Below are 23196 nucleotides of genomic sequence, written 5' to 3' on the forward strand. Positions count from 1 at the left end.
CCTCTCCCCCGTGCTTTTCGGGGGAGAGGGTTAGGGAGAGGGGGTGAAAGTAAAACCATCGATACTTCACGTACCCCTCTCCCTCGCCCTCTCCCCGCAAGCGGGGAGAGGGGATATTCATTTAAGGTAGTGCCATGGCGTTCTGAATTAATTTTTAGGCGGAGACGCAAAAGCGCAGAATTTTTTTGCTGCGCTTTTGCGAGCGAGTCACCGAACTATTTGTCCCTCCTTAGATGATCGTTCCGCAGGTCGATTCGGAAAACGCCGATTCAAGACCTCGCGCGTACGCCTTTAACCGAAAACAAACAAAATCGCCGGTCGTAAGACTAAGGTCGCGCTCAGCGATGTAGCTCACGCTGGGGGTTTTTGGATTGAAGCCGGGACTGTCGAGGCTGATGTCGGAAAGTAACGTCGGAGTGTCGTCGCTGCTCCGTCCGTAATAAACCAAATAGCCGGTGATCGTATCGGTGTTTGGGTTCCACTTGAGATCAAGTTGTGTTGCTGACAACTTGGCTTTACCTGCTGCTGCTTCTCCGGCCGTGGATCCGCTGGTCGAATTGCCGCAGCCGGCGATTAGCGCTGCTACAACAGCGGCGACGACGTGCGCTGGTGAATACATTGGTGCTCCTGTGGGTTCCATCCCCGACCACTATGATTCAATGGGAACTCGGTGTGAGTCGTCGTTAGACAATCGTCGGTCAGTCGCAGATAGACGGCGAGCAGCAAAAGCGCAGGAGCACTGATGGTTGGCGATAGTTAGCTCAATGAATGCCAGGCGCCTTTGAACAACACTGGCCCAGTCGGTGAGCCGGTTGGCGAGCCACCGGCGGGTTCGAGACTGATCGCTAATAGCGCGCCTGGAATCAACATCGGTTGCAGTGCCTGGGCGACGACCAGGGTGGTGGCGTCGGTGGGCGCAATCAAGCCGAGCGATCGTGGGGTACCGTCTGCGGGGATCAACCAAAGCTCGAGCGCACGCTGCTGCGCCAGCGTTTGCGGTTGCAGTGGTTTGATGACGATTTCGCCGGTGGTACGAGTCGTGTTGATCAACCAAGTCGATTGCGCTTGGCGGTCTTGTAGCATCGCCATGAACGATGGTGCTGCTGGTGGCGACGTTAGCGGCGTGACGCCGATGTAAAGCAGTAACGCTGCCGCCACGGCGCCGATGGCGAACGTTCGCCAGAACGATAACCGCTGGCGCCATCCGGGCAAATGCGGCTGGTTATCGAGCCGGCGCTCGATCGCTCGCCAAACCCGTGCCGGCGGCGCGACCGGTGGTGCTGCCGCTTGTAGCAATAACTCGCTTAAACGACGTTCCCAAGCGGTGACATCGGCGCGCAGGGCAGCGTCCGTACGTAACAAGCGCAGGAAGCGCTGGCGGGCGGCACCGTGCAGCGTGCCGAGCACGAATTCGGCCGCCAGTCTTTCGCGCAATGTGGGGTCGCGGTAGTTCATTCGTCGAAGCAGATCTTCAGGCGGTCGAGACCGCGTCGTACCCGGCTTTTGACGGGACCGAGTTTTTCGTTGAGGTGTACCGCCAGCGCCGAGTGGGTTAAGCCTTGGTAAAACGCCAGCTGAATTGTTTGCCGCTGCTTGGCATCGAGTCGTTCCAGACAGCGCTGTAACCCTTGGGCCCGGTGCTGGCGTTCGGTATGCGGCAATGGGCCGGATGGGTGATCGATGTCGCTGTCCATCGACGGCGGACGGATGACATCGATGATGGCGTCGTGTGGACGCAGATCTAACGCCTGATAGCGCACGACGGTCGCCATCCACGCCATCGGCGGGGCGCGTTCGGGTCGATAGTCGGCGGCGTGTTGCCAGATACGCATGAATCCGTCCTGCAATGCCTCTTCGGCGCGATGACTGACCTTCAATATACGTAGGGCGATGGCGAATAGTTGCGGTGCGGTCAGCCGATAGAGTGGCTTGAGTGCCGCGCGGTCGCGCTGCGCACAACGCGCAAGCAGTGTCGCCAGCTCATCGACGGGAGTCATGAAAGTTACTACGTGGGTCGTGTGTTTCTGGATGCAGTGACAGTACCGGGTAATGCGCGTGGGCATTGCGCGAGCGTTAGTGTGAAATGGCTGACGATCCGGCCAGCGCGAGCGATAATGTTCGAGCTCGTCACGTGATCCTGGAGGGAGTGCATGGCTAATCCCGTCGTCTGGTTCGATATTCCGGTGCTCGACCTCGATCGAGCCATCCGATTTTACTCAGCTCTGATGTAATCACTTGGACGAACGTCGCATGCAACTCGGTATGATCGGTTTAGGCCGCATGGGCGGCAATATGGTGCGGCGGTTGCGGCGCACCGATATCCACGTCGTTGCTTACGATCGCGACACGGCGATCACGCGCGCATTGGCTGACGAGACCGGCTGCGTGCCGGCGGATACGCTGGAACACATGGTCGAGCAACTCGCCACACCGCGCGCGCTGTGGTTGATGTTGCCGGCCGGTGAAATTACCGAACGGCAAATCGTCTCGTTGGCGGGATTACTGACACCCGGCGATATCGTCATCGATGGTGCTAACTCGCATTACAAAGATTCGATGCGCCGGGCAGCGACCCTCAGTGCGCGCGGTCTGCCTTTCATCGACGCCGGCGTCTCCGGCGGTATCTGGGGCTTGGCAGAAGGTTACGCGTTGATGGTCGGCGGGGCGGCGCCGGCGGTACGCCAAATTGAGCCGGTGCTAAAGGCGTTGGCGCCGGCACCGGATCGCGGTTGGTTACATTGCGGGCCGGTCGGCGCCGGTCATTTCGTGAAGATGGTTCATAACGGCATCGAGTACGGCATGATGCAGTCGTATGCCGAAGGGCTGGCGTTGTTGGAAGCGCGGGACGATTTTTCGTTTGATCTGGCGGCAATCACCGAGATGTGGCGCCACGGTAGCGTCGTCCGCAGTTGGTTGCTCGACCTTACGGCCGAGTTCTTGGCCGAAGATGCGAGCCGCGACAATGTCGCGCCGTATGTGGCCGACTCTGGTGAAGGCCGTTGGGCGGCGATCGAGGCGGTCGAGCAGGGCGTGCCGGCGCCGGTGATGAGCCTGGCGCTCATGATGCGTTTTGCCAGCCAGGGAAAATCGGATTACGCCGCGCGGTTGTTGGCGTTGATGCGCCAGGGTTTCGGTGGCCACGGACTGAAGCCGAAGGTTTGACATGGCAACCGGCGAACCCTGTACCTTCGTTATTTTCGGCGCGACCGGCAATCTCGCCAGCCTGCTGTTGTTGCCGGCGTTGTATCAGCTCGATGTCAACGGCCACTTACCGCCGAAACTGCGTTTTGTCGCTTGTGCGCGCCGGGAGATGCCGCGCGAGCAGTGGTTGTCGTATCTGCAGGGTGTACTACAGGAACGGTTGCCGGAGCATTACCGGTCGGATGCCGCCGCATCGTTCGCGCAGCGGTTCGATTATGTCAGCGGCGATTTGCACGATGCCGCGATGTACCAACGATTGCTGCAACGGCTCGGTCGCGTGCACGCGAATTGCGAGAACATAATATTTTATCTAGCTATCAAGCCGGCCGATTTCGACGATGTCGTGGAGCATCTCAATCGCGCCGGCATCAACCGCCAGCGTGGTCGCCACCGCATCGTCGTCGAGAAACCGTTCGGCGAGGATATCGACAGCGCGCGTCAACTGAACGCCAAACTCCATCGGTATTTCGACGAAGAGCAGATTTATCGCATCGACCATTTCCTCGGCAAGGAAGCGGTGCAGAACCTGTTTGTGTTCCGCTTTGCCAATACGTTAATTGAGCCGATCTGGAATCGTCAGGTTATCGACCACGTGCAGATTACCGTCGCCGAGGCCGGCGGCATTGGCAATCGTGCCGACTATTACGATCGTGCCGGTGCGTTGCGCGATATGGTGCAGAATCATTTGTTGCAACTGCTGGCGGTCGTCGCCATGGAACCGCCGGCACAGCTCGAGGCCGACGCGCTACGGGATGAAAAGGTGAAGGTACTGCGTTCGATCCGACCGATTCCGCTGGACGCCGTCGATTCTTACGCGGTGCGTGGGCAGTACGTCGCCGGCAATGGGCTGCCCGGTTATTGCGACGAGCCGAACGTGCCGCGTGATTCCGCCACCGAGACCTTCGTCGCTGCCAAGTTTTATATCGACAACTGGCGTTGGCACGGCGTGCCGTTCTATCTGCGCACGGGTAAGCGCCTGGCGCGGCAGACCTCGTTCATTGCCATTCGTTGCCGGCAGCCGCCGCAATTATTGTTCGACGGTAGCGCCGGCGACCGCATCGATCCCAACGGGATTATTTTGTCGATCCAGCCGGACGAGGGCATGCGCCTGGAGATCCAAGCCAAACAGCCCGGGCTCGTCCTGCGCTCGCGTCCCTTGTCGTTGAATGCCTCGTACCGCACGACCCAAGTGGTGTCGATGGAGGCTTACCAGACGCTGCTGCTCGACGTCATCGAAGGCGATCGCAGCCTGTTTTTACGATTCGACGAGGTCGAATGGTCGTGGCGGGTGGTCGACCCAATTCTGCAATATTGGGCGAAAAATAAAGATTTCGTCCATACTTATCCCGCGGGCACCAGCGGTCCGGAAGAGGCGAACCGTCTGTTCGATCACAAGGATCAGGCTTGGCGTAACGAGGGCTAAAACGCATGCAACAAATCCGTCGCTGGCATATTTATCCCAATATCGAAGATCTTGAGCTGCACGCGGTCCGCGCCATTCTGCGGGCGGCGGCGCAAGCGATCGAGCTACGCGGCCATTTTTCCATCGTTCTCGCCGGCGGCGACACGCCACAGCGGCTGTACGCTCAGTTGGCAGGGGCGGTGTCCGATTGGGGTCGTTGGCATATTTATTTTGGCGACGAGCGCTGTCTGCCGGCCGGTCACACCGATCGCAACGACCAGCGCGCCCGCCAGGTATGGTTGAACCATGTAGCGATTCCCGGTGCGCAGATCCGGCCGATTTCGGCCGAATTTGGACCGGAAAAAGCGGCGACGCTGTATGCCGATCGGTTGGCGCCGGTCGAGTTATTCGATCTCGTGTTGCTCGGTCTCGGTGAGGATGGCCATACCGCGAGTTTATTCCCCGGCCTGTGGAATCCGAGCGATACCGTTGATGTGTTGCCCGTGCGCGAGGCGCCGAAGCCGCCGTCGGAGCGGGTAACATTGAGTGCGCGCCGACTGAGCCGGGCGCAGCAGGTATTGTTTGTCGTCGCCGGCGCGCACAAGCGCGAGGCGATGGCGGCGTGGCGCCGTGGCGACGCGATTCCGGCGGCCGGAATCGTGCCAGCTTTAGGTGTTGAGATTTTGGTCGATGCGACTGCCTGGCCGGATGGGATGGCGTAGGTACAAACGACCAGTAGGTTAAGTCATGGCAAAAAAGAAAGACGACCTCATTACGCTATCGCAGGCGGCCGAGACCTACGGCTATTCGGGCGACTATCTGCGCCGGCTAGCGGAGAACGGTCGGCTGCGCGCGCGCAAGTTTGGCCGCAATTGGCTGACCACGTCCGACGACGTTGAAACGTTTATCGAGAGTCGCGAGCAGCGCGGCGTTTATAAAAAAAATCCGCGTACGCCGCGCAAAAAAAAATAGGAGTTTAAGTCAGCATTGTCTTTCCGGCAAACGCCCAAATTAAATTTTACTCTGCCAAAAATAGTTTCCGTCTTCGGAAGCGACAGCGAGACCAAGTTTTCTTGGTGCCATACAAAGCATCGACCTGCGGTGAAAGTTGTTAACGTCGAGCGAACGATGCATTGCATCGCCAATATTTCCCTCATGGGTTGGCCGCGCCTTATTCAGTGAATGTCCCCTGACTTACGCAAACGCACTATTTGCATTTCTTTACTATAGCACGATATCGTGCTATTTGTTGCACGTAGTTCAGTGGGAGAGTTTATGGGTGTGGGGTTGCGCCAATGCATAAAGGGCGACGCGGATTGGAAATTATCTTCTGCGAATCGATACATAAACACGTCACAGCGAGAATCAACCGCTGTAGACGGCGACATAAGCAACAACATAATGAACGCCATGGGAAAGAGGGCAAGGGCTCTGCTCGCGCAGAATTTACGGATCTTACGGTTGATGCGTGGCTGGTCACAGGAACAGCTTGGCACGGCAAGCGGATTGCATCGGACATACATCAGTCTTGTCGAGCGGTCGGCTTGTAACATCAGCTTGGATAACTTGGAAAAACTCGCGGATGCTTTTGGGTTGGGATTGCATCAACTGCTGGCGATGCCCGACGCGGCAACGTTCGGTGAGGAGCTGCTCAGCGCATTGCGATCAAGCGATAAACGGAAGGAGCGTTGACGATGTTAATTGTGAGTCGCAAGGTTAAGCAGAGTTTGTGCATCGCGCTCGATCCTACGATCGATCCAAAAACGCCAATCGGCGAGATCTTCGCGCGCGGGCCGATTCGTGTGGTGGTGGCGTGTATCGAAGATACCTACGTTCGTCTGGGTATCAGCGCCCATCCTGGGTTGGCTATTCTGCGCGAAGAGTTGCACGTGTTCCCGGAAATATAAAACGCAGGCGCGGGATGAACGGTACCGTGCCGTTTGTCCCGCAGGTCTGATCATTCAATGGTGGCTCGTCCGATTGTCGGCCCAACAAAAACCGATACTTAGGCGAAAAACCTCTAATTTCTGCTTATTTGGCACAGCCTGTGCTTTGTGTCAGGGAAAGCGAATGCGAGGTTTACCGCTATGTCGATCAGTCAACGGTTGGGATGGGCGATCATCATGGGCTATCTGGTGGCGACACCGGTAGCGCAAGCGGGGATTTACGTTTACGAGCTGCCGGACGGGTCGCGCGTGGTGACCGATCATGCCATGGCTAATCCGCTGTATAAGTTGGTTCGCAGCGGCGACGTCGCGAAGGGCATGGGTCAATTGGTGGCGCATCAGAACCCGCAGTTCTTCCGCGCTGACCCATCGGCGTACGATCGCATGATTCATCGGCTAGCATCGGAAAACAAGGTGGACTTTGCCTTGGTAAAAGCGGTGATGCATGTCGAATCGGCGTTCAATCCGTATGCCCGCTCGAATAAAGGCGCACTCGGTTTGATGCAGCTGTTACCGCAAACCGCACAGCGCTACGGCATCAACGACATCTACGACCCGATGCAGAACATCGCCGCCGGTGTTAAACATTTGCGCTATCTGCTGGGTATGTTTAACAACAAGCACAAGCTCGCGCTCGCCGCTTACAACGCCGGTGAGCAAGCCGTGATTCGCCATCGCGGCGTGCCGCCGTATCCGGAGACACAGGAATACGTGCGCAAAGTCATGCACTATCAGAAGCAGTACAGCCGGTCTTCCTAAAGCGCTCTGGTATTCCGCGAAGTTTCGCCAGTCAGCTTGTTATTCACCCGACGTAATCCTGAGCTGTATTTTCTAGGTGATGTCATCGATCAAACCGATGCGAAGCATTTGTTCCGTGGCGCCGGAAAGTTTCTTCTAAGAGACGGTAACAAAATGAAATAGCTTTAACGTAGCCGTCCCCTCCCCCTCAGGGGAGGGAGTTAACGTGCCAACGTTCATTTTGTTACCGTCTCTAATCAGAAATCGCTCGATTAATTAAGCTGGACGCGCTGTCCCCACGGCACCGGCTTTTTGCCTTTTACTAACCACAACACCGGGAACGTCGGCTCGCGTTCCGGAAACTCGCCGTCGGCATCGGTAAAGTAGAGCAACAAATCGGGCGATCGATCCAGCTGCTCGGCCCATGCAATCGCCGGTGTAAAGCGCGTACCGCCTCCGCCATGTAGCTCTGACGGTAGGCGCGCCTCTTCCCAGGGTTCGAAGATCCACGGTCCGTGGGTTGCCAGCATTGCGTCGCACGCGTGCAGTGTGATGCGGGCGTTGATGTTGCCTTTGATGGCATTGATTTCGGTGAGAAACTCGCGCAACTCGTCCGACTCGATCGAGCCGCTAGTGTCGACGATTACGACAATGTCGACGCAGCCGGAGCGCAATCCCGGTAACAGCGCCTTGCCTTCGCGACGGTTCGGGCGGGCGAAGCTGTAGTCAGTGCGGGCGACGTTAGTCATGTAGCGCGCGAGCAGCATGCGCCAGGGAAGTTGCGGTTGCAGTAAATCGCCGATGAGCCGCGCCATCGATTCGCTCAGCTTGCCGGCCCGTAGCGCCGCTTGTGCGGTACCGGCCAGGCTAAGTTGCCACTGCGCCGCCAGTTGCTCGCGCTCGGCGCCGCCCAGCGGCGGCGGTTTCGGTGCACCGCGTTGCGGCTCGTTGTTATCCGGGGTTCGGTCACCGCCAGTCGAGGCGTCACTCGGCGGCGGTGCCTCGTCGGTACCACTACTGCTATGCGCGCCCTTGCTCGATCCGTCGTTGGCGTCGTCGTAGAGATGTTTGTCGAGGGTATGCTCGTCGGGGTTTTCTTTGATATACGGATAAATTTGTTCGGCGGGCATACCTTGAAACACCGTCTGCAGTAACGCGCCCGACGGCGGTTGCAGACCGTCGGCGACTAGCAACGAATTGATCGCGTAGTCGCAGGCGACATCCCAACGTTGCTTCGCGCGGTGTTGTCGTCGATGAAAATGCGACAGCGCGCAGTGCAGCGCCTCGTGCGCCAACATGAATTTGGTTTGCTCGAGATTAAGCGCCTCGATATAAGCGCGGTTGTAATAGAGCGAGCGCGCGTCGGTCGCGGTTGTTTGGCACCAATCGGGATCCGCCTTCACCAGCGGCAGGCGCAAGACCAATGCGCCGAGGAAGGGTTTTTCGGTGACGAGCTGCGCGCGGGCGGCGGTCAGCTTGCGTTCGATATCGTCTTGCGGGTCCATCGGCGCCGGTAATTATTAATTGGTGCGGCCGGCCGGTTTTCGCCAAAGGTCGTAGAGCATCACATCGGCGATGTTCTTCGCCCATTGTCCGAACTGCGGCAGCTTGAACAATTGCTCGCCGACCGCGCGTTGCAGGTCGGACACCAGCATCACGCCCATCTCGCGTGTCGGGAAGGTATTGGCGTAGCTGAGGATATGGCCGTAGACCTTGGTCTCGTCCGGTGTGCCGCGGGCGCGCATGGCGCGGGCGACCAGCGCCGAGGCGACGGCGTATTGCAGATCCATCTCTTTCGGCACTGGCGCCGCTTGGCCGTTGACGATGGCCTCGACGTCCGGCAGGCGCTCGATGTTGTCGATGAACGCCTTGAGCTCGACGCCGGCGGCTGGGCCGACGCATGCTTGCAGTGCGCCGAGCAGGAGCTGCGGTTGATCGCCGAACTTAGCGAGCGCTCGATGGGCGAATTCCCACGAGCGTGGGCTCGGAAAGGCGACTGGGTTGTGCGCCGGATCGAATTGGAACAATAACTCCGGGCGGAAGCGCAGGAAGCCGATCAAGCGTTGATCGAGTTTGTGCTCGTGCGCCCAGGCGACCCAGTCGTCGAGATGGGTTTCGACTTCGAAGTGCGAGAAGCGGTTGGCGAGCGGCGCCGGCATGCTGTAAGTGACGCCGCGATCGCCTTGGCGATTGCCGGCGGCGAAGATCGCCCAACCGGGCGGGACCTCGTAGTTACCGAGGGCGCGGTCGAGGATCAATTGATAAGCCGCGGCCGATACGGTCGGTGCGGCCGAGGTGATTTCGTCGAGAAACAAAATCCCGAACGGCCCATGCCGTACCGCATCCGGCAACATCGCCGGAATCGCCCACTCGACGACCTCGTTAATACGAAACGGAATGCCGCGCAGATCGGTTGGTTCCATCTGCGATAAGCGCAGATCGATGACCGGTATGCCGTGCCGCGCTGCCACCAGCGCCACCATTTGCGATTTGCCGACACCCGGCGGTCCCCACAGCATTACCGGCGTGTGGTGCCCGTGACGGGCGCTTTGGTATTCACGGTCGAGGATGGCCAAGATATGAGCGGGGCGCATAGGGTCGTGCTTGATTCCCTCACCCCGTCCCTCTTCCGGAGGAGAGGGGGAGGTAGTTTGCTGATGGGGTTAATATTGCTTGAAGTATAAGATGGCCTCGGAAGACCGTCCATTTGTCAGGTGTAAGCAAGACTGACGGAGGGAAACGTTTATGGGCGAGGAGATAGGGACGCACCGTTTTCGGTCCGAGGATTTTGCGGAATACCGCTGTCGTTTGTTGCACGAGACGGCGTTGTTGGAAGAGTGCCTGCAGAGTGCCGTATTTCCGCCGGTCGAGCCGACCGGCGGTTACGAGGTCGAAGCTTGTCTAGTGGATGCTGCCGGGCAGCCATGTGCCGTCAACGCCGCCTTGCTCGACCGACTTTGTAGTCCCGCTGTCGTTACTGAGCTGGCGCGGTTCGATATCGAGATCAACGGGCCGCCGCAACGTCTGTGTGGTGGCGCGTTGCGCGCGATGCAACAGGACATCGATCGACTCTGGCAACAATGTAACGCCGTCGCCCGTGAGTTCGACACTGAATTACTAGCGGTCGGTATTCTGCCGACGCTAACCGACGATCACCTCACGCTCGAGCGCATGTCGGCCCAGGAACGTTATCGCGCGCTCAACGAGCAGGTTTTTCGCTTGCGCCGCGGCGAGCCGATCGCGCTCCATATCAGCGGTCGCGAGCAGCTGCGTACTATCCATCGTGACGTGATGCTGGAGGCCGCGGCAACCTCGTTTCAGATCCATCTGCAAGTCGCGCCGGAACGTGCGGCGCGCCTCTATAACCTTGCGGTGATTTTGTCGGCACCAATGGTGGCGGTAGCGGCAAACTCGCCGTTCCTGTTCGGCCGCGATCTGTGGGACGAGACGCGGATCCCGCTGTTCGAACAGTCGGTAGATCTGACACCGGCCGGTAGCGCACCGCGCGTGACATTGGGCGACGGTTATGTGCAAGAGTCGCTGATCGAGTGCTTCCATGAAAATGTAGCGCGGCACGTCGTGTTGCTGCCGATCTTGAAGGACGACCGACCGGACACGTTCGCACATGTGCGGTTGCACAATGACACCATCTGACGCTGGAACCGGCCATTGATCGGCTTCGGCGACGACGGTTGCCCGCATTTGCGGATCGAACATCGGGTGTTGCCGGCAGGACCGAGCTTGATCGATCAAATTCCTGCGCATCAGCGATGGCGAGATTCGGACGGCGGTGCCGCTAATGCCGGCGATGTTTACCGTCAACGTGCGGGCGATTCGCGAGGATTGTCTCGGTTACTTGTTGGAACGGCCGCCGATCGCGTTAACCGCTGGCCAGCAGCGGCGGGCGCGCTGAATGGCAGGGCCGCTGAGTATCGAGTTTACCGGCCGGTTGCGCGACGGTTTCGGCATTGCTCTGTGGCAGGCCGCCGGCAGCGGCCCGGAGCCCGCTGCCGGCGGCCATACGTTCCAAACACCGCTTTATCCGATTACGGCGCATTACTACATCGCCTCGCGCGATTACGTCGATCACGGTGCTGCCGGCGGATTGGTGGCGACCGAGATACGCGGCGATTGGTCGGCGCTGCCGGCGGCGCTGGTTCGGCATCGGCACCCGCTGAGCGAACTACGCATGCGCTTGCCGCTCACCACGCCGAAATTCCGACGGCGCGGTTGGAAACGGTGTAATTTGCTGCGGTGGAATCGGCTTATAAACGGCTGGAATTCGCTCGTGCAGACGCCGCGCACCGCCTCGGCTATATTTCTCTTAAACTAAACGCCCGAACGAGCTGTCCTTCCATGTCAAACCGTACACCGGCGCCGGATGAGTTGCCGCAATTGCTGCTGGTGGAAGATTCCGAAACCTCGGCGACGTTGTTGCATCGTTATCTCAACGGACGTTACCAGGTCCGGCACGCGCGCGACGGCCAAGAAGCGTGGGATATCTTGGCGAGCGATCCCCAAATCGACCTGGTTGTCACCGACATCCAAATGCCGAACATGAGCGGCCACGAGCTGTTACGCAAAATTCGTAGCTCCGAGCACCGTTGGCTGCATAGCTTGCCGGTGATCGTTATGACCACCGCCGATGACAAGTCCGAGCGTGATAAGGCATTCGCCAACGGCGCCAACGATTTCATCGTTAAGCCGGTCGATGCCATCGAGCTACAGGCCCGTGTCGGTGTGCACCACAAGCTCGCTCGTACTATTCGCCAATTGGAGGCAAGCCAGCAGCGGTTACAAGAACAAGCGACCACCGATCCGCTGACGCTGCTTAAAAACCGCCGTGCCTTCACCGAAACCGGCACGCGCCACTTCGCGTTGGCGCGCCGCCATGGTCAAGATTTGTCGCTGGTCGTGATCGATATCGATCATTTCAAAAAGGTCAACGATACCTTTGGTCATATGGCCGGTGACGATGCGTTAGTCGGCTTGGCCAACGTGCTGGTGGCGAATTCGCGTACCGAGGACACACCGGCGCGTATCGGTGGCGAAGAGTTTGCGATCCTGCTGCCGAATATCAACCGCCTTGGTGCGGCGCTGTTCGCTGAGCGGTTGCGCGAGACGATCGAGAAGACGCCGTTCTTGGTCGGCGGACAGGCGATGTCGTTGACCGTCAGCGGCGGCGTCTCGTCCTATGGCGCCGACGGCGGCGAGAGCCTAGACGATCTTATCCTCGTTGCCGATAAGCGTCTCTACATCGCCAAACAGAACGGCCGCAATCGTATCGTCGTGCGCGACCTACCGAACGAGTCGACCGCTTAATAACTACCACGATCGCTTTTTAGATCGACGTAACCGCCCGGGCACGTCGGTTCGATTCAAGAATATTATCGCGCTCAGGCGCTTTGCCCGTTCGTATGGCGGTAATCCATTCCTCCGTGCGCATTACCGCTGCAAAAGATGACTGCATCACCACCGTCAACACACGGTGAATTTCTTCGGCGCTGGCCGTGCCGGCGCGATTGGCATACGACAGCGAACCGGTGGCGTCGGCCAATAGCTCCACGGCAAGCCCGGCGTGCACGGCATGTTTTACCGTCGAGTCGTCGCAATGCTGAGTCATGTAACCAACGACCACGAGCGTGTCGATCCGATGCGTGCCGATCCATTCGGCGAGATCGGTGCCGACGAACGCACTCGGAAGTTTTTTCTCAATGTAATGCGTGCGCGGTCGGGCGTTGACGATGTCGTGCAGCTCCCAGCCGGCCGTTCCTCTGGCGAACGCCGGTGATCCGGTCGGTGACGTATGTTGCACGACGACGATCGGAATCGCCGCTGCGTCGGCGGCGTCCATCGCCTTACTGATATTAGACAACGAACGACGAACGTCGGGGAACTCGATGGCTAAATTGCCGGTGACATATTCGTTCTGAACGTCGATAACGACGAGCGCGCGGCGCGGCATATCGATTCTCCTGAGCTTGAGTTGTGACTAGCAAGGATGTTTCGGTGATTCGGCAAGATCCAGCCTTTTGCTGAACAGCACGCGATCCGCGCCGTTACCGTCGTAATCTCCTACGAATGAAATTCCGTCGATCGTTTTTTCACTCGGTTCAATCGAAAAGCCCATGCGCAGATGAAACGATATCGACGCCTTGTTGATCGGTGCGGCAACACAACGAATAACGTTGCGACCGGAGGTTTGCGCGGCGGCGAAGAATCGCTCGTACAGCAAGCGTCCGAGACCTCGTTTTCGAAATTCCGGGTGCGTGCTCACAAAATGTATGTACGCCTCATTCTTGAAAGTTTGCGAAACAAAGCCGACGACGAAGCCGACGATCTCACGCTCGTGCTCGGCGACAAAACTGGTTGGGCGAAAATGAACCAGGAATAATTTCGGCAACATGTCGGCCATGTGACGGCCGCCCCACCAGTCATTAACCACGGAAATCAGAAATGAATAATCCGTCGGCTCGGCGTTACGAATCAGAATATCTTTCATGGTTATCTCCCCACTGAATCCACGCCGACATTATGATCGTCGCCGCTGCTTCGACCAGTGACCCGAATGACATTCACCGATAGAATCGGGTCATTCGCTAACGTGCCGAGCTCGGTCAATGCGCGCCAATACGATTGCCGTTATCGCCTTCAACAATATCTGCCCGTTTCATTTGGCCGTGCCGATCGCCGTTTTCGCCGAGGATCGGTGTGATGCCGGTGTACCGAAGTTCGAATTATTGGTATGCGCCGCGGAAAGAGGCGCATTGCAAACCAGCGGCGGATTTTCGATTAATGTGTCGTACGGTTTGCGCGATTTGGCAAAGGCCAAAACTATCATCGTGCCGAGTTGGCGTAACCCGGATGAGCTCCCACCCGCGGATTTATTGACGGCGTTGCGCAAGGCGCACGCGCGCGGCGCGCGGCTGGTCGGTTTGTGCCTCGGCGCGTTCGTGTTGGCCGCCGCCGGCATTCTCGATCGCCGGCCGGCGACGACGCATTGGTTGTGGGCGCCGGCGTTTGCCAAGCGCTACCCGCAGGTGCAGGTGAAGCCGGACGTGCTGTATGTCGACGACGGCGACGTGCTCACGTCGGCCGGGACCGCCGCCGGTATCGACTGTTGCTTACACTTGCTGCGCCGGCAATACGGCGCCGAGGCGGCGAGCCGTGTGGCCCGGCGCTTAGTAGTGCCGCCGCATCGGCAGGGTGGACAAGCGCAATATATCGAGCAGCCGCTGCCGAAGACGGAAACCATCGATCGGTTTTCGGAGGTACTGACGGGGATGGCAAAGCATTTAGAACGGCCGCACCGCCTGGATGGTCTAGCGAAGCGGGCGTTGATGAGCCGGCGCACGTTCACCCGGCGCTTTCGCCAGGTGACCGGCACGACGGTTGGTAAGTGGCTGCTAAATCAGCGGTTGTCGATGGCGCAACGCTTACTCGAGACCACCGACAAACCGGTCGAGCGCATCGCCCAGCTTGCCGGATTTGGATCGTCGGTATCGCTTCGGCAACGCTTTGCGACGGCATTCAAGATCTCGCCGTCGGCGTATCGTCGCGAATTTCGCGGGAGCTGAAGCGATCGCCGCTACGAGGCGGCGATCGCGCGGTTCGGTTGTTCCTCTTCTTCCTTCAATTGCAGCGCCCACAGATGCGCGTACACGCCGTTAGTGGCGAGCAGTTCGTTGTGGGTACCTCGCTCAGCGATGCGTCCGCCTTCCATGACCAGAATCTGGTGCGCGTCCATGATGGTCGACAGTCGATGGGCGATGACCAGCGTCGTATGTTTGGCGGCGATTTCGCGTAACGCTTCTTGAATAACTTTTTCCGAATGCGAATCGAGCGCCGACGTTGCTTCGTCGAACACGAGAATGCGTGGCCGTTTCAGAATCGTGCGGGCGATGGCAACGCGCTGCTTTTCACCGCCGGATAGTTTCAGGCCACGCTCGCCGACCATCGAGTCGTAGCCTTGTGGCAACGACTCGATGAAGTGATGGATATGGGCGTGCGTGGCCGCTTGGATAATTTCATCACGGCTGGCATCCGGGCGGCCGTAGGCAATGTTGTAGTAGATGCTGTCGTTGAACAGCACCGTGTCCTGCGGAACGATGCCGATGTGCGCCCGCAGGCTCTTCTGGGTGACGCTACGAATGTCTTGACCGTCGATCAGAATGCGGCCGTTGGTAACGTCGTAAAACCGGAACAGCAACCGGGCGAGGGTGGACTTCCCGCCGCCGCTGGAACCGACGACCGCGACCTTCTGGCCCGCCGGGATTTCGAAATTGACGTCGAATAAAATCTGTCGATCGGGCTCGTAGGCGAAGTCGACGTGCTCGAAGCGCACTTCGGCCTCGCGAATCGTCAGCGCCCGTTGATCCGACGGGTCGCACACTTCTGGGTCGCGTCCGAGCAGGCCGAACATGCGCTCCATGTCGGCGAGCGAATGGCGGATCTCGCGATAGACGAAGCCCAGGAAGTTGAGCGGCGTATACAGCTGGATCAAAAAGGCATTGACCAACACCATGTCGCCGAGCGTCATTGTGCCGCGGACCACACCGATGCCAGCGAGCGCCATGAGGATGGTGACGCCGACGGCGATAATCGCGCCTTGACCCATGTTGAGGTATGACAGCGATGTTTGGTTCCGCACCGCCGCCGTTTCCCACAACGTCAGCGTCTCGTCGTAACGTTTGGTCTCGTAGGCTTCGTTGTTGAAGTACTTTACGGTCTCGTAGTTGATGAGGCTGTCGATAGCGCGGGTGTTGGCCTTCGAGTCCATGTCGTTCATGGTACGACGGAACACCATGCGCCACTCGGTCACCCAAAGCGTGAAAATCACGTACACCACGAGCGTGGCGAGCGTGACGATGCCGAACCACGGGTCGTACTTGAAGAACAGAATGCCGGCGACGAAGGCGATCTCGAGGATCGTCGGTAAAATATTGAACAGCATGAAGTTGAGCAGGAAGCGGATGCCGGCGGCGCCGCGTTCGATGTCGCGCGACACGCCGCCGGTTTGGCGTTCGAGGTGAAACCGCAGGCTCAATTGATGGAGATGTTCGAACACCTTCAGCGCTACGCGCCGGATCGAGCGTTGCGTCACTTTGACGAAGACAATGTCGCGTAGCTCGCCGAATACGCCGTTGCCTAAGCGCAGCAAGCCGTAGGCGGCGAACAGAAATACCGGAATCGTCAGCAACGCCTGCGGCTGCTGGAAGGTATCGACGATCTGCTTCAGTACTAACGGCACCGTCACATTCGCGACTTTGGCCGCCGCCAGGAATATCAGCGCCAACAACACGCGCCCGCGGAACTCCATCAGGTACGGCAGCAGGCTGCGGATAGTGAACCAGTCGTCGCGATTACTTGGGGGTTTGCCGTGGTGGCTGAAGCGCACAGGGGTACCGATGTCCGTTGAGTATCAGCTCGAATTCTAGCCGAGCGGCAAGGCGCGCGCGAATCGCGCGTCCGCGGACTTAGGCAACGGTCAGTTCCCGCAGCATACCGTCAGCGAGCCACTGTTTGAGGAAACCGGCGGCATGAGCGGCGACGTTGGCCGGATCGATCCATTCGCACAAGCCTTCGCAGATGGCGGCGAAGCAGTCGCCGCGCAGTAATGCATCGAGCGCGTACGTCTCATCGACCGCGAGCGAGCGGAAGTAGCTGTTGAGATCGTGGCGCCAGATTAGCCAAGCGACCGGCACCTCGGTCTGTTCCGGCGTCGGCAATGCTTCTTGCTTTGTTTCCGCCGCTTTCCAGATGGCCGGCGCGTTCCAATGGAGATCCAGGCGAATGACCGACGCGTGCGCGCGGAACGAGAGGTTGGGCCAGTCGGCCGGCGCGACCGTGCCGACGTCGTCGATCGTCAGCAGCGGATCGTCGCTGGCATCGAATGCCGACGTCAGCGCCCAATCGAACGCTGCCAGCTCCGCCAGCAGCGGCGTCGCTGTGAAGGGCGCGGTGGCGGCGAGAAAGCGCGCCATGTACTGGCCGAAGTAGCGCAGCGAGTAATGCGCCGACGGATACGCTTGTATGTATGCCTCGCCGAGCGCCGCAAAATCGTCGGCGCCGAGGTATGCCTGCAGCGCAACGAAATCGGTTGCCAATGCTTCGAGCAGCCGTAACCGATAAGCCTCGCCGTAAACTTGTAAGCGCTCGGCGGCGGTCATATCGTCGGCGTCACTGATCTTGCTGACGACCGAGCTCGATGCGCCGAGTAAGTATTCTTGAAAATCCTTTTGTAGATCGTGCAGCGCCGGCATGTCTTACAAGATCGCGTGCGTCGAGCGCGCAACGGCTCGATCCCCTCTCCCTTCGGCAGAGGGGATGGGGGTGAGGGAGGTTTGAGATATCGCGGCGATCATTCGCATCCCTCACCCCATCCCTCTCCCGGAGGGAGAGGGGGAAGTGGGTGCGTTGCTGCGCGCCATAATTCCGGCGGCCAGTTGGCGCGCCTGATCGAGCTCAGCCAGCAGCTCAGCCAGTTCGGGGACATTGTCGTCGCGCTCGATCATGGTCGATATCGGACCGAAGCGGCGCACCGCCGTTTCGTACAACGACCATACGTCGTCCACCACCGGCTCGTCGTGCGTGTCGATGATATGAGTTCCAAGATGGCGATGACCGGCGAGATGAAACTGTTGCACGCGCTCGCGCGGTACGCCGTCGAGATACGCCTGCGCATCGAAACCGTGATTGAAGGCACTGACGTAAATATTATTAATATCGAGCAGCATCAAACAGTCGGCACGTTCGACTACGTTCGTCAGAAATTCCCATTCGCTCATGGCCGAATCGCGGTAGCTGACGTAGCTCGATACATTTTCGATCAAGATACGGCGGCCGAGTGTGTCCTGAACTTGGGCGATACGATCGGCCACGTGCGCGATCGCCTCTTCGGTGTAAGGCAGTGGCAGCAAATCGTGCATGTTCTTACCGTGCACACCGGTCCAGCAGAGATGATCGGAAATCCACGCCGGCTCAACCCGTTGCGCCAGTGCTTTGAGTTCCCGCAAGTAATTGCGATCGAGCGGATCGGTCGAGCCGATCGACAACGATACGCCGTGCATGACCAGTGGGTAACGACTGCGAATGCGGTCTAGATAATGGAGCGGCTTGCCGCCGGGAACCATGTAGTTCTCCGACAGGATTTCGAACCAGTCGACCGCTGGTTGCGTCTCGAGAATGGTTTCGTAATGCGGAATGCGCAGGCCGAGACCGAAGCCGAGGTAGGGGGGTTTTGTTGCTATGGTCACCATAGATAAAGCAGGGCGCTCTCGAAGAGAGCGCCCTGCGAGTGCAGCTTAGCTCTGCTTCTCGGCCTTGCCACCCTTGTCGGTGCATTCCTTGTCGGTCTTGGTGTGCATCATGCCCTTGCCCTTGCAAGAGTTCTGGCCCTTGCAGGAGTTGGACGCGGTTTTGCACTCGCTCTTGCCTTTGCAGGCGTTGATGCCCGTGCAAGCGACTTTGCCGGCGTCGGCGGTGGTGGTGGTGTCAGCCATCGCCGAGGTGGCGAACAGGCCGGCAGCGGCGGTGGCGAGAGCGAAACCAGCAATTTTCTTAGCGTTCAACATTTGTTATCTCCACTACAGTGTTTGGGTTGATATATACGCATTAGCGCGGCTGTCGGATGCAGTCGACCCGACCGCCGCGGCGGATTAGCGCCCAAGTCCGAGGCGAGTACCAGTCCTCGGCAGTATGGGTTCAATCTCGGCGCGGCATGGTAACGCATGCGCGCGATGAACACGATCCGTAGTCGCCGCTGTGCGTCGCCGTTGATCGGCGAAAATAATCAGTGGGTGTGAATAATTCGTGAAGGGTTGTGTTGATCGCCAGGACGCGGATGCGTCCTGGCGATTTACCTTTTTTAGTGGACCAGCCTTTTGTACTTAATACGATGTGGCTGATCGGCGTCGGTACCCAAGCGCCGTTTGCGGTCGGCCTCGTAGTCGGCGTAATTGCCTTCGAACCAGACCACTTGGCTGTCGCCTTCGAACGCGAGGATGTGCGTAGCGATGCGGTCGAGGAACCAGCGATCATGCGAGATCACGACGGCACAGCCAGCGAACTCGAGTAACGCGTCTTCGAGCGCGCGCAGTGTATCGACATCGAGATCGTTGGTCGGTTCGTCGAGCAGCAGCAGATTGCCGCCGCTCTTCAATAGCTTGGCCAGATGCACGCGGTTACGTTCGCCGCCGGACAGATCTTTGACGAACTTCTGTTGGTCAGTGCCGCGGAAGTTGAAGCGGCCGCAATAGGCGCGCGACGGCACCTCGAGCTTGCCGAGCAAAATATTGTCGTGGCCGCCGGAGATTTCTTCCCAGACGGTCTTCGATCCTTCTAACGAATCGCGCGATTGATCGACGTAAGCCAGCTGCACGGTCGGGCCGATACGCAGCTCACCGGTATCCGGCTTCTCTTGGCCGGCGATCATGCGGAACAGCGTCGTCTTACCAGCGCCGTTCGGGCCGATGATGCCGACGATGCCGCCGCGCGGCAGACTGAAATTGAGATTGTCGATCAGCGCGTGGTCGCCGAAACCTTTGCTCAAACCTTTGGCCTCGACCACGAGATCGCCCAAGCGTCCGCCCGGTGGGATGAACAGCTCTTTCGTCTCGTTACGCTTCTGGTATTCCTGCGACGCCATTTCTTCGTAGCGGGCGATACGCGCCTTACTCTTGGCGTGCCGGCCTTTGGGATTGGTGCGCACCCATTCGAGCTCGACCTTCATGGTGCGCATGCGCGCCGTTTCCTGCTTTTCTTCCATCTCTAGGCGTTTTTCTTTTTGTTCGAGCCAGGAGGAATAGTTGCCTTTCCACGGAATGCCGTGGCCGCGGTCGAGCTCGAGAATCCAGCCGGCGACGTTGTCGAGGAAGTAGCGATCGTGGGTGACGGCGACGACGGTACCTGGATAATCCTGCAGGAAGCGTTCGAGCCAGGCGACCGACTCGGCGTCCAAATGGTTGGTCGGCTCGTCGAGCAGCAGCATATCGGGTTGCGACAACAACAGCCGGCACAGCGCGACGCGGCGGCGTTCGCCGCCGGATAGTTTAGTGACGTCAGCGTCCCACGGCGGCAGCCGCAGCGCATCGGCGGCAATGTCGAGCTTGCGGTCGAGTTCCCAAGCACCGGCGGCGTCGATTTTTTCCTGCAGTTTCGCTTGGTCCTCGAGCAGCTTGTTCATCTCGTCATCCGACATCGGCTCACCGAACTTGGTGCTGATGTCGTTGAACTTGTCGAGCAGCGCTTTGGTTTCAGCGACCGCTTCTTCGACGTTGCCGCGCACGGTTTTAGTCGGATCGAGTTGTGGTTCCTGCGGTAGGTAACCGATGTGGATATTCGGCATCGGCCGCGCGTCGCCGTCGATGTCCTGATCGACGCCGGCCATAATCCGCAGCAGTGTCGATTTACCGGAACCGTTCAAGCCGAGCACGCCGATCTTGGCGCCGGGGAAGAACGACAAGGAAATGTCTTTGAGAATTTCGCGTTTCGGCGGGACCACCTTCGAAACGCGGTGCATCGTGTAAATATATTGACCGGACATATGGTTTAAAGACCCGTATGAAACGTTAGAAGAGGTGAAACGGAAAAAGAATCAGCGGCTCTTGGTTTTCGTGGTCGCCCAGTGCGGACTATCTTCGGAGGACAGCGTCGTCTCGTTTTCGAACTCGTAGTCCGGTGCGGATTCCGCCTGTTGGAAATAGTGTCCCTGCGCATAATCGACGCCGAGCGTCCATAACACCGAGAGCGCACCGGCCGACTCCACGCCCTTGGCGACGGTTTTGCGGTCCAATTTCTTGACGGCCTCGACCGCGCGCTTGAGCGCGGCGTGAATCGCGTTGTCGCTGTGGACGTTGCTGACGAGGCCGCTGTCGATCTTGAAATAATCGATCGGCAGCTCTTGCCACTGGTTGAGCGTCGCCAAGTTGCGCCCGAAATTATCGAGGCAGAAGCCGCAGCCGACGCGCTTGGCGGCGCGCATGAACGCCGCCGCCGGTCCGGCGTGCGCCAGCATCGCTGCTTCTTCGAGCTCGAGAATCAGATGTTGACCGCGCACAACATTTTCGTTCAACCAGCGCTGCAGCATTACCACCATTTCCACGTCGTTGAGCGCGTTCGCCGATAAGTTGATAAAGAAGGTCGCGCGCCGATCTTGTCGATGCAAGTCGGCGAGCGCGCGGATCGCATGACGCAGGACCCAGCGGTCGATAGTGTTTGCCAAGCCGGTTTGTTCGGCCAGCGGCATGAACTGGCCGGGCGGGATGCGTTGTTCGTTGGGATCGATCATGCGCACCAGCACTTCGAAATATTCGGCGGGGTCGCCGTGCAGGTTGATAATCGGCTGATAGTTCAGCTCGAACGCTTCTTGCTGAATCGCCCACTGCAGGCGTTCGAGTCCTTCGGTCGGTACCGCGGTTGCCGACGCCGACGGCGTGGTGAGAATCGGCGGTGCCGAAGGAGCCGCCGGCGTCGATGTGGCGGCTGCTGGCGCCGTTGCCGGTTTTGGCGCCGCCGTCACCGCCGGCTTAGTTGTCGGTTTGCTCGGCACGGTTGCGGCTTTCGTCGGCGATGGCGCTGCAGTTGTCGGTGCTGCGGTTGCGGCCGGTGTCGGCGCTGCCGCGGTCGAAGTACCGCTCTGTAGCTCGAGCGTGTGATAAAGATTGGCCAGGATTTTTTGACCGTTGTCGGCGGTTCGATCGATTAGTGCGCTAGCCAACCGACAGTTGCACTTGGTCTGCGTGCCGTCGTCGTCGAACGACGTGGCATTGAGCGCTTGCTCGGCGCGGTGCGCCAGATCGCGCAATAGTGCGGTTTGCGTGCTCGCCAACAGCGCGGCGAACTCATGATCGCCGCAGCGCGTCAGCACCGCCCGCTCGCCGAAGATCTCGCGCAAAATGCGCGCCGCCGCCAATAAGAAGCGGTCGGCGGCGGTGTGACCATGGGTTTTGCTAACTCGCCGCAGGTCATGAAAGTCGACATAGACAATGCCGCCGCTGGTACCGCCGTCGCTTTTGGCGCGTTCGATCGTGCGCGTTAGCTCTTGCAGGAAGTAGTGGCGATTGTAGAGGCCGGTCAGCGGGTCGTGTTCGTTGAGATAACGCAACTTGGTCTCGACCGCGCGACGCTTGGAGACGTCGGTCACCAACACCTGGGTGCAGGCCTCGCCGCTGATCATGATCGGCGACAAGGTAACCTCGACGTGGAAGCACGCGCCACCCTTGCGCACGGCCAGAAACTCTTGCGCGGCGCCGGCCTTGTTGCCGGTTTTGCGCACGTACTCTTTGAAGCGCGTTTGGTCGGCTTTGTCGATCAGGTTCATCAGCGGCACGCCTTCGAGCTCGCTCTGATCTTCGTACTCGAACATGTCGAGGTACGGTTTGTTGGCGTTGATGTGCATGCCATCCTGGCTATAACAGATCGCTTCGCGCGCGCTTTCAATGACGGCGCGGTGCTTGTCTTCCATTTCCTTAAGCGATTTAGTGGCTTGCCGGTATAGCGCTCGTTCGTGGGCGACGGCGAGCTCGCGTTCGATCGCAGGTAACAAACGTGCCGGTTGGCTTTTGAGGACGACGTCGCGGGCACCGGCGCGCATGATCTTGAGCAGATCGGCGTCGCGGATTGCGCGCGTCAGGACCAGTAGCGGAATATCGAGCTGGGCGCGACGCAACCATTCGAGTACCAGTGCGGCGCCGAAATGCGGTAACTGATACTCGGCGACTACCGCGTCCCATTCGCCTTTCTCGATGGCTGCCTGCAGGCCGGTGAGGTCGTGTACCCGCAGCGACTTGAGCATGTAATTGCCCTTGCTCAATGCCGTTGTAACGATTTCGGCATCGTCTGGCGAGTCATCCACGATCAACAGGCGCAGGATCTTTTTTTCCACGGCGAATCGACTAGGGAAGTTGAGCG

24 protein-coding genes are annotated in these 23196 nt (G+C 59.1%); 11 read left to right on the forward strand and 13 right to left on the reverse strand.

Annotation, left to right across the window (positions count from 1 at the left end):
* Positions 1-229: 229 nt before the first annotated feature.
* The 3 genes from HY308_05275 to HY308_05285 form a co-directional block, all read right to left on the reverse strand.
* A complete protein-coding gene (locus HY308_05275) occupies positions 230-619 on the reverse strand; it encodes a hypothetical protein (GenBank protein MBI3897694.1) in 390 nt (129 codons plus the stop codon).
* Positions 620-756: 137 nt separating this feature from the next.
* On the reverse strand, positions 757-1455 hold the full coding sequence (locus HY308_05280) for an anti-sigma factor (GenBank protein MBI3897695.1): 699 nt from the start codon (positions 1453-1455) through the stop codon (positions 757-759).
* Positions 1452-1997 carry a sigma-70 family RNA polymerase sigma factor gene (locus HY308_05285; GenBank protein MBI3897696.1) on the reverse strand — a complete coding sequence of 182 codons (546 nt, stop codon included), beginning with the start codon at positions 1995-1997 and terminating at the stop codon, positions 1452-1454. Before HY308_05285 ends, HY308_05280 begins: the two co-directional genes overlap by 4 nt.
* Before the next feature lie 253 nt (positions 1998-2250).
* On the opposite strand from HY308_05285, the gene gnd reads away from it, so the two are divergent.
* The 7 genes from gnd (at position 2251) to HY308_05320 (ending at position 7308) form a co-directional block, all read left to right on the forward strand.
* Positions 2251-3162: a decarboxylating 6-phosphogluconate dehydrogenase gene (gene gnd / locus HY308_05290; protein ID MBI3897697.1), complete on the forward strand. Its 912-nt coding sequence runs from the start codon at positions 2251-2253 to the stop codon at positions 3160-3162.
* A gap of 1 nt (position 3163) precedes the next feature.
* Entirely contained in the window at positions 3164-4624 is a 1461-nt protein-coding gene (locus tag HY308_05295; GenBank protein MBI3897698.1) for a glucose-6-phosphate dehydrogenase, read from the forward strand.
* A gap of 5 nt (positions 4625-4629) precedes the next feature.
* Positions 4630-5325, forward strand: a complete 696-nt coding sequence (gene pgl / locus HY308_05300; GenBank protein ID MBI3897699.1) for a 6-phosphogluconolactonase — start codon at positions 4630-4632, stop codon at positions 5323-5325.
* Positions 5326-5350: 25 nt separating this feature from the next.
* Positions 5351-5575 (forward strand): helix-turn-helix domain-containing protein, encoded by a 225-nt coding sequence (locus HY308_05305; protein ID MBI3897700.1) that lies wholly within the window; start codon positions 5351-5353, stop codon positions 5573-5575.
* Positions 5576-6004: 429 nt separating this feature from the next.
* Entirely contained in the window at positions 6005-6295 is a 291-nt protein-coding gene (locus tag HY308_05310; GenBank protein MBI3897701.1) for a helix-turn-helix transcriptional regulator, read from the forward strand.
* Between the two features lie 2 nt (positions 6296-6297).
* A complete protein-coding gene (locus HY308_05315) occupies positions 6298-6510 on the forward strand; it encodes a carbon storage regulator (GenBank protein MBI3897702.1) in 213 nt (70 codons plus the stop codon).
* A gap of 180 nt (positions 6511-6690) precedes the next feature.
* Complete coding sequence (locus HY308_05320) at positions 6691-7308, forward strand: lytic transglycosylase domain-containing protein (GenBank protein MBI3897703.1); 618 nt, start codon at positions 6691-6693, stop codon at positions 7306-7308.
* Between the two features lie 251 nt (positions 7309-7559).
* Here HY308_05320 and HY308_05325 read toward each other — a convergent pair whose 3' ends face one another.
* Together HY308_05325 and HY308_05330 are read right to left on the reverse strand one after the other, a co-directional pair.
* Positions 7560-8792, reverse strand: coding sequence for a hypothetical protein (locus HY308_05325; GenBank protein ID MBI3897704.1), 1233 nt, complete (start codon positions 8790-8792; stop codon positions 7560-7562).
* Positions 8793-8807: 15 nt separating this feature from the next.
* The gene (locus HY308_05330; protein MBI3897705.1) at positions 8808-9881 is read right to left on the reverse strand and encodes an AAA family ATPase; all 1074 of its coding nucleotides are present in this window, start codon (positions 9879-9881) and stop codon (positions 8808-8810) included.
* Positions 9882-10032: 151 nt separating this feature from the next.
* On the opposite strand from HY308_05330, the gene HY308_05335 reads away from it, so the two are divergent.
* From HY308_05335 to HY308_05345, 3 genes are all read left to right on the forward strand, one after another.
* On the forward strand, positions 10033-10941 hold the full coding sequence (locus HY308_05335) for a hypothetical protein (GenBank protein ID MBI3897706.1): 909 nt from the start codon (positions 10033-10035) through the stop codon (positions 10939-10941).
* Between the two features lie 259 nt (positions 10942-11200).
* A complete protein-coding gene (locus HY308_05340) occupies positions 11201-11620 on the forward strand; it encodes a hypothetical protein (GenBank protein ID MBI3897707.1) in 420 nt (139 codons plus the stop codon).
* 23 nt (positions 11621-11643) lie between these two features.
* On the forward strand, positions 11644-12609 hold the full coding sequence (locus tag HY308_05345; GenBank protein MBI3897708.1) for a diguanylate cyclase: 966 nt from the start codon (positions 11644-11646) through the stop codon (positions 12607-12609).
* A 19-nt stretch (positions 12610-12628) separates the two neighbouring features.
* Here HY308_05345 and HY308_05350 read toward each other — a convergent pair whose 3' ends face one another.
* The gene (locus HY308_05350) at positions 12629-13252 is read right to left on the reverse strand and encodes a cysteine hydrolase (protein MBI3897709.1); all 624 of its coding nucleotides are present in this window, start codon (positions 13250-13252) and stop codon (positions 12629-12631) included.
* A 27-nt stretch (positions 13253-13279) separates the two neighbouring features.
* The gene (locus HY308_05355) at positions 13280-13780 is read right to left on the reverse strand and encodes a GNAT family N-acetyltransferase (protein ID MBI3897710.1); all 501 of its coding nucleotides are present in this window, start codon (positions 13778-13780) and stop codon (positions 13280-13282) included.
* Positions 13781-13907: 127 nt separating this feature from the next.
* Between HY308_05355 and HY308_05360 the strand changes: the two genes are divergently transcribed.
* Entirely contained in the window at positions 13908-14864 is a 957-nt protein-coding gene (locus HY308_05360; GenBank protein ID MBI3897711.1) for a helix-turn-helix domain-containing protein, read from the forward strand.
* 11 nt (positions 14865-14875) lie between these two features.
* Here the strand turns inward: HY308_05360 and HY308_05365 are convergent, their stop codons facing one another.
* The 6 genes from HY308_05365 to HY308_05390 form a co-directional block, all read right to left on the reverse strand.
* Positions 14876-16606 carry an ABC transporter ATP-binding protein/permease gene (locus tag HY308_05365; protein ID MBI3897712.1) on the reverse strand — a complete coding sequence of 577 codons (1731 nt, stop codon included), beginning with the start codon at positions 16604-16606 and terminating at the stop codon, positions 14876-14878.
* A gap of 157 nt (positions 16607-16763) precedes the next feature.
* Complete coding sequence (locus HY308_05370; protein MBI3897713.1) at positions 16764-17549, reverse strand: putative DNA-binding domain-containing protein; 786 nt, start codon at positions 17547-17549, stop codon at positions 16764-16766.
* A gap of 111 nt (positions 17550-17660) precedes the next feature.
* Positions 17661-18545 carry a DUF692 domain-containing protein gene (locus tag HY308_05375; protein ID MBI3897714.1) on the reverse strand — a complete coding sequence of 295 codons (885 nt, stop codon included), beginning with the start codon at positions 18543-18545 and terminating at the stop codon, positions 17661-17663.
* A gap of 45 nt (positions 18546-18590) precedes the next feature.
* Positions 18591-18860, reverse strand: a complete 270-nt coding sequence (locus tag HY308_05380; GenBank protein MBI3897715.1) for a hypothetical protein — start codon at positions 18858-18860, stop codon at positions 18591-18593.
* A gap of 293 nt (positions 18861-19153) precedes the next feature.
* Positions 19154-20830, reverse strand: a complete 1677-nt coding sequence (gene ettA, locus HY308_05385; GenBank protein ID MBI3897716.1) for an energy-dependent translational throttle protein EttA — start codon at positions 20828-20830, stop codon at positions 19154-19156.
* A gap of 51 nt (positions 20831-20881) precedes the next feature.
* On the reverse strand, positions 20882-23170 hold the full coding sequence (locus tag HY308_05390; GenBank protein ID MBI3897717.1) for an EAL domain-containing protein: 2289 nt from the start codon (positions 23168-23170) through the stop codon (positions 20882-20884).
* Positions 23171-23196: the final 26 nt, after the last annotated feature.

This window comes from Gammaproteobacteria bacterium (genome assembly GCA_016199745.1).
Lineage (GTDB): Bacteria > Pseudomonadota > Gammaproteobacteria > Acidiferrobacterales > Sulfurifustaceae > JACQFZ01.